Consider the following 14463-nt stretch of genomic DNA (forward strand, 5'->3'; position numbering starts at 1 on the left):
GGGCTTACTTGTGCAGCGCGGCGGTGGCGCCATCGGCGGAGACGAGGTGGATGCGCCGCGGGCGCTCTGCGAGCCGCAGGAGGCGAGAGAGCGCTTCCGTCAGGTGCTCCCTGGGGCGACTCTCGTCTGCCAGGGTGAGGACCATCTCGTAGTCGTCTCCCTCCGAGCCGGTGACGACCTGCGTGCGCGCGCTGAGCACGCCGGGGAGCGTGGTGGCCAGGCGGCGCACGGAGGCCATGCAGATTTTCTCGCTGCCTCGCACGAGGAAGTCGGACCGCCGTCCCTGGAAGTACAGGTAGCCGTCCGCGTCGATGTCGAAGATGTCTCCCGTGGCCAACAGATGGGGGCCGCGCCACGCGTGACGCTTCTCGCCTTCCACCAGGCCGATGCGCCGCTTCATCAGCGTGTCCGAGGACACCAGCAGCTCCCGCTGGCTGCCGGGTCCGCATGGGGCGAGCGACACCTGCGTCCCCGGGAGCGGCAGGCCCACCGAGGCGAAGCGGTGGGACGGCTCGGCGTGGGCCGCCAGCGTCGCGACCCGTGGGCCCGCCTCGGACAGGCCATAGGTGAGGTACAGCTCCCCTCGCGGACGCTGGCGCAGGAGCTGCGCCACATGCTCGGGGGAGAGGACATCTCCTCCGACACCCAGCGACCGCAGTCCCCCCGGGAAGCCGCCGCCCTGCTGGAGCAGCGCGCGCACCAGCAGCGGCGTCAGGGCGGACACGGTGATGCCCTGTTCGTTCAGCAAGCGCAGGTACGCGGCGGGCTGGAAGGGCGGCCCGCTGACGACCAGGTCGGCACCTCGAAGCAGCGAGGCGAAGGCCTGCGCCACCAGCGAATATGAGTAGTAGAGCGGCAGGTTCACCAGCACGGTGTCGTTGGGGCGCAGGCCCACGGCGTCCGCGTGACGGCTCGCGTTCCGGAAGAGCGCATCGAGGTCGAACACGCAGCCGCTGGCGAAGCCCGAGGTGCCCGACGTCAGCAGCACCATCTCCCCGGGCCGCGCGGCGGGCGGCTGCGCCTCTGAGAACAGGGCCACTTCGGCCCCGCCCAGGGCGAAGCGGTCCACGTCCTGGGCCAGGGGCGCGGGGCGGCGCATGGCGACCTGCGCACGGGCCGAGAGGGACTCCACGAGCGCTTGCTGCCGTGCGGCGGGCGCGGAAGGGGAGACCAGCGCGGGAACACCTCGCGCGGCGAGGATGGCGAAGGTCTGTGCCAGCAGCTCCGCGCCGTTGGGCAGGGCCAGCAGGACGACGTCTCCCGGGCGCAGTCCGCGAGCCCGCCACGCGGCCGCGAGTTGCGCCAGGGGCTGGACCGGCTGGGGGGTGGTGAGGTCCCGGACGCGGCCCAGGAACGCCTGGATGGACGACAGGGGCAGGCCCGCGAGGTTCGTGGCGATGTCAGTCATGGGGGCGAGGCTCGGACTGAAGGATTTTCACCAGGAGCGCCGGGTCCACCGCGGGGCCTTCGCCGCGCGAGAGCACCACGCACGCGGCCCGGGGGGCGCTGCCGGGCACGGCTGCCGTGCTCGCGATGAGCGCGTATTCGACGACGCATCGTGAGAGCCAGGCCTCGGCGAGCGCCAGGGCGATGCCGGCACCGTCCGTCACCGGACACGTCAACGCGAGCGTCGGACCGCGGAGCCCATGAACGATGCAGGCGAGGCCCGCCGGCGCGCTGGGCGTGGCGGCGGGGAACCGGAGGGGCGAGGCGAACCCGCGCAGCGCCTCGCTCGCGGCTTGCGTCATGGCTTCGAGGGGGGCCTCGGGACCGACCTGGATGAGCGCACACCGGTCCACCGCGGACCGGAAGCCCTCACCCAGGGGCTCGGTGGCTTCGCCAATGACACACACCAGCGCCCAGGCCATCGGGTCGGCGTAGCGCACGGTAGTCTTCACCCGCGCCGCGTATGGGTTGGCGCCATCGCTCCGCGTCGCGGCGCTGCCACGGAGCACGATGGACGTGCTTGCGAGAGACGTCACGGTCATCGTGGGACCTCGAAGACGAGCGCGGTGTCGAAGCCTCCGAATCCGAGCGTGAGGCTCAGGCCGAGCCGCTCCTCATGTCGCACCGGCCGGCCCATGGGGAGCGGACAGGGGAAGTCTCGCTCGGGCTGCTCCAGGCCGGCGACGGGCGGCACCACGCCTTCGCGCAGCGCGAGAATGAGGGCAATCGCCTCCATGGTTCCGGTGGCGCCCAGGGTGTGGCCGAACGCGCCCTTCGTCGCGAAGACGAGCGGGGACGGCCCCGCGCCGAAGAGGGCCCGGAGGGCTTCGGCCTCCGCGCGGTCGTTGGCGGGAGTGGCCGAGCCGTGCGCGTTGACGACGCCAATGTCCACGGGGGCCACCCCTGCATCCGCGAGGGCGCGCTCCATCGCCAGCCGCGCTCCCGTGGCGGCCGGGTCCGGAGACGTCATGCTCGCCGCGTCGTTGGCCGAGCCTGCGCCCCGGAAGACGGCGAGCAGCGGTGCCTCGCGTCCCCGCGCATGCTTCATGGACTCCAGCACGAGGCAGCCAGCGCCCTCGCCCAGCAGCATGCCGTCATGCCGTGCATCGAAGGCCCGTGGCCGCGTCGGTGACATGGTGGAGAGCGCCGAGTGCGCCAGCCGCTTGCTCGGCGTGAGGACGTCCACGCCGGCGCAGACGCACACCTCCGCGGCGCCGGACCGGATGAGCTCCGCGCCCACCAGGATGGCATCGGAGCCCGAGGAGCACGCCGTGGAGAGGCTGACCGGCGCCTCGCGCGCGCCCACTTCACGGGCCACCTCGTCCGCCCAGGTGTGGAGGGGCAGCTCCCGTTCACGCGCATCGTCGAGCCACGCACCCAGGCTCGTGCCCAGCACGAAGCGCGTGTCTGCGCCGTCCGCGACCAGCCCCGCCCTCGCCAGTGCGCGGCCGAGCGTCTCCACCGCCAGGCGCCGCAGCCGGAGCGCGGGACCTTCACCGTGAGGAGGAATGACCGCGGCCAGGGTGTTGCGCAGACGGTGCGGGGAGGCCACCTCGACGAAGCCATGCTCGCCAGCCAGCAGCCGCCGCCACACGGCGTCGAGCCCATGGCCGAGGGCCGTGCTCCATGCGGCCCCCGTCACCGCGGCGGGCGCTACCATAGCGGCGAGCCCAGCTCCGAGACCTTGGCGCGGATGAGGCTGGCGCGGAACGCCGCCACCCGGCGGGTGCCCACCATCGCCTTGCCTGAGTAGACGAAGAGCCCTCCGGCCAGACGGTTCACCTGAACGCGCAGCAGCACCTGGTCCCCCGGGACGACGACCTGGAGGAACCGGCTCTCCACCGAGCCAATCAATGTCAACTCGTCCTCGGCCAGCAGCGAGGTGCTCATCTGGTAAAGGATGATGCCAGCCTGCGCGAAGGCTTGGATGAGATTGCTGCCGGGATAGATGGCGCGCTCGGGAAAGTGCCCCGCGATGCAGTCCAGGTTCCCCGAGATGGAGATGAGGGCGTCGAGGAACTTCCCGGGCTCGTGGTCGACGATGCGGTCCAGGAGAATCATCGGGTGCCGGTGGCGGAGCCACTGGCGCAGGGCGGTGAAGCCCAGGGGCTTGGGCTGACGCTCCGTCGGGTTCAGGGGGAGGGTGACCGCTTGAGCGCGGCGCTGAGTGTCGGTGGAATGCATGTGGGTTCTCCGCTCTCTCGGTTGACGACAGCCATGTCCAGACTTCCAGCGGCGAGCAGCACCGGCTCGGGCGCGGAGCCCTCGCGATAGACTGTCACGCCCAGCTTCAGACTCGCGGGGCCCACGTGCTCCAGGCGGGCATCCAGCCGCAGCCAGTCCTGGAAGCGCGCGGCGGCGCGGTAGCTCAGACGCAGCTCCCGCACGCGCAGGTCGAGCCGCTGTTCTTCGAGCGCCCCGAGCCCCGCCCCCCTGCGCTCCAACTCCTCCAGCGCCGCCGTCTCCAGCAGCGAGGCATAGCGAGAGAAGTGGACGACTCCCGAGGCATCGGTGTCGACGTGCTCCACCCGGTGGCGCCACGGTGGCGCGGGATGGGCGTCGCTCATCGCCCCGCCTCCACGAACCTCCGGGTGCCCTCTTGGATGCGCTCGACGATGCGCCGCAGGTCGTCCTCGCCCGCGATGAGCGGCGGCGCGATGCGCATGGCGGGGAACAGGTAGCGCAGCCCGTGGGAGCGCTTGCCCGCGCCGGCCATGAACTCCACGAAGACGCCCGCCTCGAGGAGCCGGTGGCGCAGACGGGAGAGGCTGCCCGCGGCGCGCTCGGTCAGCTCGATGCCGTTCATGTAGCCCAGGCCGCGGACCTCCCGGAACAGCTCCGGGAAGGACTCCACCACGTCGCGCCGCAGGCGCTCGCGCAACTCCGCGCCCAGCGCTCCGGCTCGTTCGACGAGGTGTTCCTCCGAGACGTACCGGAGCCCCGCGCGCATGAGCGCGCAGGTGAGGGGCCGCAGGTCCGACGTGGAGACCGCGCCGCTGGAGCGCACGGACAGCTCACGCCGCGCGATGACCATGGATGTAGAGACCGCGCCCATGCCCAGGCTCTTGCCGATGACGGTGATGTCGGTGGGGATGGGCCCCGCCTCGTCCGTCATGGCGAAGCAGCGGCCCGTCTTCGCGAAGGTGAGCACCTCATCCGCCACCAGGAGCACGTCGTGCTCACGGCACAGGCTGGCGAGGCGCCGCAGGTAGCCCGGGGGTGGGACGAGGATTCCGGCATCGCCTTGAATGGGCTCGACGAAGACCGCGGACAGCTTCGAGCCCTGCTCGGCGAAGAAGCGCTCCAGCGGCTCCCGCTCGCCGAAGGGAAGGAACGCCACGTCCAGGCCGAAGGGGGGCTCGGAGGCCGGAGGGGGCAAGCCCAGGCGGTAGTGCCGGCGGTTGAGCAGCGGCACCAGGCCCCCCGTCCAGCCATGCCAGGCGCCCTCGAAGGCGAGCACCGTCCGCCGTGCCTCATGGCCTGCCTTCACCGTCATCCGCCGCCGGTCGAACCCGGACTCCAGCACCAGCCGCAGCGCGAGCTCCAGGCCCTCGGAGCCGGAGTTCCGGCCGCTCGCGTGGTAGGCGCTGCCCGGGAAGCGGTCCGCCCAGCGGCCACCCGGGCCGAACAGTTCCTCCAGGAGCAGGGTCCGCTCCAGTGAGCCCAGCTCATCGGTGACGTAGCCGCGCTCCAGGCCGTCCCGGAACGCCGGAGCGAGACAAGGATGGCCCGCGCCCAGACATGCGCTGGCGTAGCCACCGCTCGCGTCCAGCACCTCCAGCACCCGGCCAGCGCTCTCGCCTTCCAGGGGAACCAGGTGCTGGACGAGCCCTCGCGCCTGGACGCAGGCGAAAGGCAGACGCCCGCCGCCATAGTGGTCCATCTGCAGGGCCTGGCCGGCGCGCAGCCGGTCCAGGTCCGCCGCCTCCAGGTTTCCTCCGGGCGCGGGCACCTTCACCACGCGCCTCCCTGGGCGGAGGCCTTCAGGCCCACGATGAGCGCGGCGATTTGATTCACCGTCCGGAAGTTGTCGGAGTTGAAGTCCTCGTCGGAGATGCGGACGTTGAACTCGTCCTCGCAGATGACGCGCAGCTCGAGGAAGCCCACCGAGTCCAGGCCGATGACGGACTGCAGCCCGTCGTCCACGCCAATCTGCTCCGGGGGGAGCTCCACGAACAGGTTGTTGATGAGGATCTTCTTGAGGCTCTCCGTCAGCTCTTCATGCATGGCTGGCATTCCTTTCCAAAGTGAGCACGAGCTTTCCGATGTTGCGGTTGGCTTCCATCTCCCCGAGCGCCGTCTCCACGTCCTCCAGCGGGTAGCGTGCGTGGATGACGGGGCGCAGCCCGCCCTGGGCGAGCACCTCCATCCACCGCTGGCGGAAGCGCGCGTTCACCTCGCGCTTCTCCTGCATGGGCCTCAGTCGCAGCGAGGAGCCCTTGAGCTGCAAGCGGCGCTGGACGATGCGCAGCAGGTCCACCTGCGCCGACATGCCATCCAGCAGCCCCACCATCACGAGGCAGCCCTCGTGGCCCAACACCGCCAGGTTGCGCTCCAGGTAGGCGCCACCGACGAAGTCCATCACCAGCGGCACGCCCTCGCCGCGCGTCAGTTGAAGCACCTCGTGGACGAAGTCCTGCTCGCGGTAATCGAAGACCGCGTCGGCCCCCAGCGCGCGCAGGGCGTCCACCTTCCTCCGTGAGCCCACCGTGCAGTAGGTGGTGGCGCCCACATGCCGGGCCATCTGCACCATGGTGGTGCCGATGCTGCTGGCGGCCGCGTGGATGAGGACCGCCTGGCCTGGCTTCAGGTCACCGAGCGTGAAGAGCGTCTCGTTGGCGGTGAGGCAGGACTCCGCGGTGGCCGCCGCCTCCGCGAAGTCAAATCCAGCAGGGACGGGGAGGGCCATGCCCTGGTCCAGCAGGCAGTACTCGGCCAGCCCGCCGCCCTCCACCACACCGAAGACGGGCTGTCCCCGGGTGAAGCCCCTCACCGCCTCGCCCCAGGCTTCAACGGTGCCGGCCACCTCCACGCCGGGGATGGGGGATTGGCCTTCGGGGACGTGGTACTCGCCCTGACGTTGGATCAGGTCCGCGCGGTTGAGCGCCGTGGCATGCACCTTCACCAGCAGCGCCTCCCGCGTGGGCACGGGCCTGGGGACGTCGCGCAGCTTCACCACCTCCGGTCCCCCGGAGCCTTCGAAGACGACGGCGCGCATGGCGTCAGTACCTCGCCCTTTCCTCGACGGCCCGCTCGCGGGTGGGCACCAGGAAGCTGCGCTCGAAGGAGAGGAAGGCCTCGCCCTTCGACGTGAGGCCCACCGTCTCGCAGGTGATGATTCCCTCTCCAGGACGGCGGGCGGACAGCCGCCTGGCGAGGATGCGGCTCTCCGCGTAGAGCGTGTCGCCCGCGAAGACGGGATGCGTGAGGCGGATCTTGTCCCAGCCCAGGTTGGCGGTGGCCCGGCCGCTGGTGCTGCGCACGCTCATGCCGCAGACGATGCTGAACGTCACCAGGCTGGAGATGAGCGGCCGGCCCCACACCGTCTGCTCGCAGTACGCCGCGTCCAGGTGCAGCGGGGACGGGTTCATGCTCAGCGTGTTCATCAGGACGTTGTCGGCCTCCGTCACCGTCCTGCCGGGACGGTGCTCGAACACGTCCCCCACGGTGAAGTCCTCGTAGTGGAAGCCGAGGACCTCCCGGTACCGCTGAGGTCCAAGCTGCTTGTAGCCAGTGATTCCGGTGCCCTCCATGGTGCGTGTCCTCGTGGTCCGAAGGTGGGGCCGGTCAGAAGTGGGAGAGGATGTCTTTGACGTCGCCGCAGAAGGTGCGGACCTGCTGCTCCGTCATGTCCGCGCGCATCATCACGCGCACGCCCGCCTCGCCTCGGGCGACGACGGGGAAGAACACCGCCGAGCAGTAGTAGCCCCGCTGGTACAGCTCGGAGGACAGCCGGATGGCGCGCGCCTCCTCGCCCACCTGGATGAGGCGGATGGGCATGCCGTTCCCCGCGTGAGGCGAAGGGAACTGGCTGTCGAAGAGCTGGATGTTGCGCTGCAACTGGTCCTGGAGCTGGCGCAGCTCCGGCGAGCGGTGCAGCTCGATGCTGGCCAGCGACGCACCCACCGAGGGCGTCTGGAGATTCTGCGACCAGGCCAGCGGCCCCGCGTTCCGGTAGAGGAAGTCGAAGCTCTTCTCGCTGCCCAGCATCGCGATGCCGCCCGCGCTGCCGAACGCCTTGGCCAGCGAGGCGACAATCATTGTCAGCGGGTTCATCTTCAGCCGCGAGCGGACGTACCCCTCACCGTGCTCGCCGGTAATGGACAGCGAGTGTGAGTCATCAATGTAGAGGAAGAGCCCGTAGCGCTCCTGGAGCTGCAGCAGCCCCTCCAACGCGACGAGGCCGCCCATGGAGTAGGCCCCGTCCGCGACGTAGGCCACGCGGGGGTACTTCTTGCAGACGTCCTCCAGGTAGTTGAGGTCGTTGTGCGGGCTCGTCAGCACCAGGCTCTCATCGCCGCAGATGGGCTTGATGTAGGCCATGGAGAAGTGACAGAAGCGGTCGAACACCATGACGCGCGGCTCGCCGTCCTCGGTGACGTGGCCGGAGGCGAGCAGCGGGAGGATGCCCGCGGTCAACGCGCTGCAGGTGGCGCCGGGCAGGGTGGGGCAGCCGTACAGCTCCCGCAGGCCCTCCTCCATGCGCGCCATCAGGTTGAGGCGGATGCGCAGCGTGGACATGGCCAGGCTGTTGGTGCCGGCCTCCCGCAGCGCGTCGATGGAGCCCTGCAGAATCTTCGGGTGGTGGTTGAGGCCCAGGTAGGAGCACGAGCAGAGCGTCATGAACGCGTGGTTCGTGCAGGTATCGACGAGCCGGTTGTTGGACTCGAAGTCCACCTTGAGCCCGATGAGCCCGTTGTCCCTGGCGTGCTGCCAGCCACGGTCGCCCACGGCGATGAGCTTCTCGTTGTTGCGGTAGCGCCGGGGACCCAAGACGCTCTGCTCGCTGCTTGCTTCCATGTGGACTCCTCCTGGGGGCATTGGGATGGGGATGGGGGGACGGCGCTGGGGCTTCAGCCCTCCTGGGGGCCGAACTCCTCGAGCGTGCGCTTCGCCGCCTCGACGAACGGGGCACCGACCATGGTTCCCTCGACCACGCAGATGTTGAAGTCGCGGGCCTGGCTCTCCGTGACGATCTTCCGCGCCTTGCGCAGCGTGTTCTCGTCCGGGGAGAAGGCCTGATTGATGATCTCCACCTGGCGTGGGTGGACGGCGGCCTTGCCGCTGAAGCCCATGCTCCGGGCCAACTGGCACTCACGGCGCAGGCCCTCCACATCCGCCATGTCGAACAGCGGCGAGTCGACGACCTGCACGTTGGCGGCGCGCGCCGCGGTGACGAGCCGGGAGCGCGCGTAGTGCAAGGACTCCCAGGACAGGGACGCGCCGATGCTGAAGGAGAAGTCCGCCGAGCCGAACACGAGCGCCTTCAGCCTCGGGGTCGCGCTGGCGATGGCGTGGACGTTCTCCACGCCGCGAGGCGTCTCCACCAGGGCGAGCAGGTCCACCTGCGCGCAGCTCGCGCCGAGCACCTGCTCGACGATCTCCAGGTCCCTGGGGGATTCGACCTTCGGCACCAGGACGACGTCGGGTTTGACGGCGTAGTTGCGCAGGGCGAGCACGTCACGAAGGCCCTCGGGCCGCGTGACGGTGTTGATGCGGATGGCCCGGCGGCTGGGGCCGCGTGGCGCGGTGAAGAACGCCTCCGCATGTTGCCGCGCCGCGTCCTTGTGGCTGGTGGCAACGGAGTCCTCCAGGTCCACCAGGCTGATGTCCGCGCCGGCTTGCTGCCCCCGCGCGAAGCGGTCCACGGCGAGCGCTGGGGTGAACAGGATGGAGCGGCAATACCGGGTGAACTTCATCACGCCTCCGGGGGTAGGGCCTGCACCGCGCGCACCCGTGACCGCGCCGTCCGTGAAACACGGACGGCCCGCTCGAGGCACGATGAGTCAGTGATTGTCTGGGTACTCCTGTCGCTCCGCTCCGTCAAGGAAATGGGCAATCAATTGCGACGGAGCGCTTGGGAGGTTGTGCTATGTCTTGATATGTCTTTTGTTATGTAGAGACGTTTTTCTATGTCTCTTCGCGTGCCCGTGCTGCCCCTGGCCGCTCAGCGTCGCTTCTTGCCAGGTGCCTTGCCGTCAATGAACGCGGCCAGCCCGTCGAGCACGCGCTCCAGGCCGAAGGCAAACGCACCCTTGGGGTCGTGCGCCCCATAGGTCTCTCCCGCGGCCTTCCCGACGCGGGACAGGACAGGGTAGGGCGTGAAGTCGACAGTCTCGAGGAAGGGCGCGACGCGGTACCACCACTCCTCGTCCGTCATGCCGGTCAGGTCCTTGACCCGCTTCTCCCGGGCCGCGTTGCGGACCGCGCCGTGGACATAGTCGAGGACCAGGGTGAGGGTCCGGTCCATGTCGAGGTCCGTGAGACCCAGACCTTCAATCGCACTCAAGGCGATGTCAGCCGAACGGAAGGTGTTCGGACCCAGCACGGTCCGGTGCGTCGCAAGCGGAATCACCCACGGGTGGGCCAGGTAGAAGTCGCGGTAGTCCGTCGCCACCCGCGTCAGGTTGGCGCGCCAGTCAGCGGGCTTGAAGACGGGCCGGTCCTTCAGGATTTCGCCGGACACGGCATCCATCATCAAGTCCAGCAGCTCGGCCTTGCCGGGGATGTGCGTGTAGAACGACATGGGGGAGATGCCCACCGCCTCCGCGACGCGGCGCGTGCTGACCGCCTCGAGCCCCTCGGCGTCCGCGATGGCGACGGCCACGGACACCAGCTCCGCGACGCTGGCCTTCGCCTTCGGGCCGCGCTTCGGCGCCTCCGTCCGTCCCCACAGCAACTGCAGTGACTTCAACGGGTCACCCCGTCCGGAAATCTCGTCGCTCATCCGTACCTCGGGATAACTATTTACAGCGTACGGGGTTGTTGTGCTAAACCTCGTGTGCTGTACGAAGTTACAGGGCGACTGAAAAGTTGTCGAGCGATTTGCGGGCAGGACGTCACTCCAAGGAGAAGCCAACCATGTACGGCTCCATCAAGATTCGCGGGGCGCGCGAGAACAACTTGAGGAATGTCTCGCTCGACATCCCCAAGCGGAAGATCACCGTCTTCACGGGCGTCTCGGGTTCGGGAAAGTCGTCCCTCGTGTTCGGCACCATCGCGGCGGAGAGCCAGCGGCTCATCAATGAGACGTATCCGGCCTTCGTGCAGCAGTTCATGCCGCACTACGGCCAGCCGGACGCGGAGAGCCTGGAGAACATCTCCGCCGCCATCATCGTGGACCAGCAGCGGCTGGGCGGGAACTCTCGCTCGACGGTCGCCACCGTCACGGACGCCGCGCAGATGCTCCGGGTGGTCTTCTCCCGCCTCGCCGAGCCGCACCTGGGCAGCCCGGGCCTCTATTCCTACAACGACCCCCGGGGGCTCTGTTCCGAGTGCGAGGGCATTGGCCAGGTCGCGTCCATGGACATGGACGCCGTCATCGACAAGTCCAAGTCCCTCAACGAGGGCGCCATCCTGCCCAGGGACTACGCGGTCGACAGTTGGTACTGGGCCATCTATGCGCGCTCCGGCTACTTCGACGTCGAAAAGAAGCTGTCCAAGTACACGAAGGAGGAGCTGGAGAAGCTCCTCCACCTGGACGACGGCCGGAAGATCAAGGTCGACAAGATGAACCTCACCTACGAGGGCCTTGTCCCCAAGCTGCGCCGGACGCTGGGCTCCAAGGACCCTGAGACAGTCCAGCCGCACGTCCGCGCCGAATACGAGCGCATCTTCACCCGGGCCACCTGTCCCTCCTGCAAGGGCGGGCGGCTCAACCAGGCCGCGCTCGGCAGCCGCATCCAGGGCAAGAACATCGCGGAGTGCTCCGCGATGCAGGTGTCTGACCTGGCGGCGTTCGTCCGGAAGATTGCCGCGCCCTCCGTGGGGCCCATGCTGGAGGCCCTGGCCCACCGGCTCGACAACCTGGTGACCATTGGCCTGGGGTATCTCAGCCTCGACCGCGAGAGCTCGACGCTGTCAGGCGGAGAGAGCCAGCGGGTGAAGATGGTGCGGCACCTGGGCTCCAGCCTCACCGATGTGACGTACATCTTTGATGAGCCCAGCGTGGGGCTGCACCCGCACGACGTGGGCCGGCTCGCGGGCCTGATGCAGCAGCTCCGCGACAAGGGCAACACCGTGCTCATCGTCGAGCACAAGCCGGACATGATTGCCATTGCGGACCATGTGGTCGACATGGGGCCCAGGGCTGGCAACAAGGGTGGACAGGTCGTCTTCGAGGGAACCTATGAGGGGCTGCTGACCTCGGGCACCCTCACGGGCGACCACATGAAGAAGCACCAGTCGCTGAAGACCACGCCCCGAAAGCCCACGGGGCAACTTCAAATCAACGGCGCCCGGCTCAACAACCTCCAGGACCTGTCCGTTTCGATTCCGCGGGGTGTGCTCACGGTGGTGACGGGCGTGGCGGGCTCGGGGAAGTCGTCGCTGATTCAGGGCTGTCTGCCCAAGGCGTACCCGGAGACCCTCATCATCGACCAGAACCTGGCCCGGGGCTCGCGCCGCTCCAACACCGCCACGTACACCGGCATCCTCGACAACGTCCGCAAGGCCTTCGCCAAGGCGAACAAGGTGGATGCCGCGCTGTTCTCCGCCAACTCCAAGGGAGCCTGCCCGGATTGCAGCGGCCTGGGCGTCATCTACACGGACCTGGCGCACCTGGACCCGATGGTGACCGTCTGCGAGACATGCGAGGGCAAGCGCTTCACCGAGGAGGTGCTGGCGCACCGGCTGCGCGGCAAGTCCATCAGCGACGTCTACGAGATGGCCATCAGTGACGCGGTGGCATTCTTCACCGAGCCGGCGATCGCCAGGATTCTCCAGGGGCTGGATGACGTCGGGCTCGGCTACCTCACGCTGGGGCAGCCGCTGTCGACGCTGTCGGGCGGTGAGCGGCAGCGGTTGAAGCTCGCCGCCGAGCTGGGTCGTTCCGGGAACATCTACGTGCTCGACGAGCCCACCACGGGCCTGCACATGAACGACGTGGACACGTTGATTGGCTTGTTTGACCGGCTGGTGGATGCCGGGTCGACCGTCATCGTCATCGAGCACAACCTGGACGTCGTCTCGCGCGCGGACTGGGTCATCGACCTGGGGCCCGGGGCCGGGCATGAGGGCGGCCGGGTCGTCTTCGAGGGGCTCCCTGGGAAGCTCGCCTCACACAAGGGTTCCCTGACTGGGCAGCACATGGCCCGCCGAGGCAAGGCGTAGCGGCGGGCCCGCCGGAGCGGCGCGAGACGCCTCACGCCGCTCCTGTCACCGCGTGCGGCTCAGGCCGTCGCGGGCTCCAGCTTCCAGGGGACGAGGTTGTAGTAGTCGTCCTTGGGGTAGAGCTGGCCATCGTCCCCGTAGAAGGCGAGCGATTTGTCCGTGCGGCGGTCACCCTTCTCGGCTTGCCAGCGGCTGCGGATGTAGAACTCATCCGTCTTGCCCGGCACGGGGATGAACTTCCACGGGACGAGGTCCGCCACATTGTCCCGGTGGTAGAGCTTGAGCGCGTCGTCGTAGAAGGACAGGTGGTAGTCCAGCCGCTTGTCGCCCAGGTCCGCGCGCCAGCGGCTGCGGATGTAGTACTCGTCTGACTTGCCCGGCACGGGAATCAGCTTCCAGGGGACGAGGTCGTTCGTGTTGTCCTCCGGGTACAGCTTCACGTCCTCCCCGTAGAAGCTCAGGTGCTTGTTGACGCGCTTCTCGCCGGGGTCGGCCCGCCAGCGGCTTCGGAAGTAGAACTCCTTGTTCGCGAGCGCGGAGACGTCGGGGCGGGTGAAGCCCTCGGTCCGGATGTGCTTGTCGACGGCTTGCATCATCCAGTTCTTCTTCTTCTGGATGTCCGCGTCCTTGGGGAAGTAGTCGGACGTGAAGAGCTCGTACAGCGGCTTCAGCTCGAGTTGGAGCGGCTTGGGGTCCTGCCGGATGCTCTTCACCCACTCATTGAAGTCCGTGCTGGGCGTGCCGCCCACCCACTGGACGCTGTCGATGGTCAGCCCGCTGGACTGCTTGAAGGCGGAACTGGAGGATGTGGAGGTGCTGCTCCCCGTGTTGGCGGTGGCGCCCTTGAAGGTGGCCGACGCGGAGGTCGAGATGTCGACGCCCCGCTCCACGAGCCTGGAGTACTCCTGGGCGGAGATGTGGACGCGCTGGTACATCCTCCCGCCGAAGGTGACCTCCCGGGCGTAGTGCGTCCCGAAGGTCTTGATGAACGCGGCGCAGGCGGCCTCCGAGGTGAGCTTCGCCACCTCGCTGGTGAACCGGCTGCTCAGTGGCAGCTTCTGGGTGAAGTCATCGTTGAGCTGAAGCGAGCAGTCCTCGAAGAAGCTCTGGACGAAGGTCTCAATGGTCTCGTTCGAGCCGCTCGTCTTCTCCATCTGGCGGTAGGTGGCGCTGGCGCTGAACGACACCAGCAGCGGAATGTCCAGGCCCGCGCTGATGGTGTGCTCGAAGGACTGCGAGAAGTCGAAGGAGGAGAACCAGGTCTGCGTGCGGGAGGTCCGCTCGCCACGGGACTCCGGGAGGTAGCGTGTCCCTTCGGGGATGTAATGGCTCTTGTCCGGGGTGAGCTGGGTGCAGGACTCCGGGGCAATCTGGATGATGCTCTCCGTCGTGGCGCCACCGCCGTCCCGGATGCGCTGGCTCAGGTCCAGCGGGTTGATTCGGATGATGTCGTAGCACCTGCCAAGGAAGTCGACGTTCTTGTAGGGAACCGTTCCCTCGAACTTGTTGAAGTCGATTTGCATTGGTTCGGCCATGCGCGGAACTCCCTGGGTGAGGTGGGGGTGGGCATTCCTGGAGGTTGTGCCGGGCGCGACGGAACCACGGGCCGAGGTGAAATGGGCGCGAATGTCTGGGCGCCCGTGTTGTTGAGCGGGGATTGTCCTGGGGCGGAAAGTGCTCTCGCCT

14 protein-coding genes are annotated in these 14463 nt (G+C 68.5%); 1 reads left to right on the forward strand and 13 read right to left on the reverse strand.

The annotated features are described in order from the left end of the window. Positions 1–4: 4 nt before the first annotated feature. From amcH to KGD87_RS03155, 12 genes are all read right to left on the reverse strand, one after another. Entirely contained in the window at positions 5–1408 is a 1404-nt protein-coding gene (amcH, locus tag KGD87_RS03100) for an adenylate-forming 2-oxoglutaryl-ACP ligase AmcH (protein WP_284666067.1), read from the reverse strand. Beyond that, entirely contained in the window at positions 1401–1988 is a 588-nt protein-coding gene (gene amcG / locus KGD87_RS03105) for a cispentacin moiety biosynthesis protein AmcG (RefSeq protein WP_284666068.1), read from the reverse strand. The genes amcH and amcG overlap by 8 nt, the downstream gene beginning before the upstream one ends. Then, the gene (gene amcF / locus KGD87_RS03110; RefSeq protein WP_284666069.1) at positions 1985–3106 is read right to left on the reverse strand and encodes a cispentacin biosynthesis acyltransferase subunit AmcF; all 1122 of its coding nucleotides are present in this window, start codon (positions 3104–3106) and stop codon (positions 1985–1987) included. Before amcF ends, amcG begins: the two co-directional genes overlap by 4 nt. Further along, positions 3100–3630: a cispentacin biosynthesis cyclizing decarboxylase AmcE gene (gene amcE, locus KGD87_RS03115; RefSeq protein ID WP_284666070.1), complete on the reverse strand. Its 531-nt coding sequence runs from the start codon at positions 3628–3630 to the stop codon at positions 3100–3102. Before amcE ends, amcF begins: the two co-directional genes overlap by 7 nt. Further along, on the reverse strand, positions 3579–4013 hold the full coding sequence (locus KGD87_RS03120) for an acyl-CoA thioesterase (protein ID WP_284666071.1): 435 nt from the start codon (positions 4011–4013) through the stop codon (positions 3579–3581). The genes amcE and KGD87_RS03120 overlap by 52 nt, the downstream gene beginning before the upstream one ends. Then, entirely contained in the window at positions 4010–5404 is a 1395-nt protein-coding gene (gene amcC / locus KGD87_RS03125; protein WP_284666072.1) for an amipurimycin biosynthesis protein AmcC, read from the reverse strand. Before amcC ends, KGD87_RS03120 begins: the two co-directional genes overlap by 4 nt. Then, entirely contained in the window at positions 5401–5673 is a 273-nt protein-coding gene (gene amcB / locus KGD87_RS03130) for a cispentacin biosynthesis acyl carrier protein AmcB (RefSeq protein WP_284666073.1), read from the reverse strand. The genes amcC and amcB overlap by 4 nt, the downstream gene beginning before the upstream one ends. Continuing rightward, the gene (locus tag KGD87_RS03135; protein WP_284666074.1) at positions 5666–6664 is read right to left on the reverse strand and encodes an NAD(P)H-quinone oxidoreductase; all 999 of its coding nucleotides are present in this window, start codon (positions 6662–6664) and stop codon (positions 5666–5668) included. The genes amcB and KGD87_RS03135 overlap by 8 nt, the downstream gene beginning before the upstream one ends. A gap of 4 nt (positions 6665–6668) precedes the next feature. Beyond that, the gene (locus KGD87_RS03140; RefSeq protein ID WP_284666075.1) at positions 6669–7199 is read right to left on the reverse strand and encodes a MaoC family dehydratase; all 531 of its coding nucleotides are present in this window, start codon (positions 7197–7199) and stop codon (positions 6669–6671) included. Between the two features lie 34 nt (positions 7200–7233). Further along, entirely contained in the window at positions 7234–8466 is a 1233-nt protein-coding gene (locus tag KGD87_RS03145) for an aminotransferase class I/II-fold pyridoxal phosphate-dependent enzyme (RefSeq protein ID WP_284666076.1), read from the reverse strand. A gap of 53 nt (positions 8467–8519) precedes the next feature. Then, complete coding sequence (locus KGD87_RS03150) at positions 8520–9365, reverse strand: HpcH/HpaI aldolase/citrate lyase family protein (RefSeq protein ID WP_284666077.1); 846 nt, start codon at positions 9363–9365, stop codon at positions 8520–8522. 248 nt (positions 9366–9613) lie between these two features. Continuing rightward, a complete protein-coding gene (locus tag KGD87_RS03155) occupies positions 9614–10393 on the reverse strand; it encodes a TetR/AcrR family transcriptional regulator (protein ID WP_284666078.1) in 780 nt (259 codons plus the stop codon). Positions 10394–10527: 134 nt separating this feature from the next. On the opposite strand from KGD87_RS03155, the gene KGD87_RS03160 reads away from it, so the two are divergent. After that, positions 10528–12777, forward strand: coding sequence for an ATP-binding cassette domain-containing protein (locus KGD87_RS03160; protein WP_284666079.1), 2250 nt, complete (start codon positions 10528–10530; stop codon positions 12775–12777). Between the two features lie 59 nt (positions 12778–12836). On the opposite strand, the gene KGD87_RS03165 is transcribed toward KGD87_RS03160, so the two are convergent. Next, positions 12837–14312 (reverse strand): MAC/perforin domain-containing protein, encoded by a 1476-nt coding sequence (locus KGD87_RS03165; RefSeq protein WP_284666080.1) that lies wholly within the window; start codon positions 14310–14312, stop codon positions 12837–12839. Between the last annotated feature and the right edge of the window lie 151 nt (positions 14313–14463).

This window comes from Myxococcus sp. SDU36 (assembly GCF_030168875.1).
Classification (GTDB): domain Bacteria; phylum Myxococcota; class Myxococcia; order Myxococcales; family Myxococcaceae; genus Myxococcus; species Myxococcus vastator.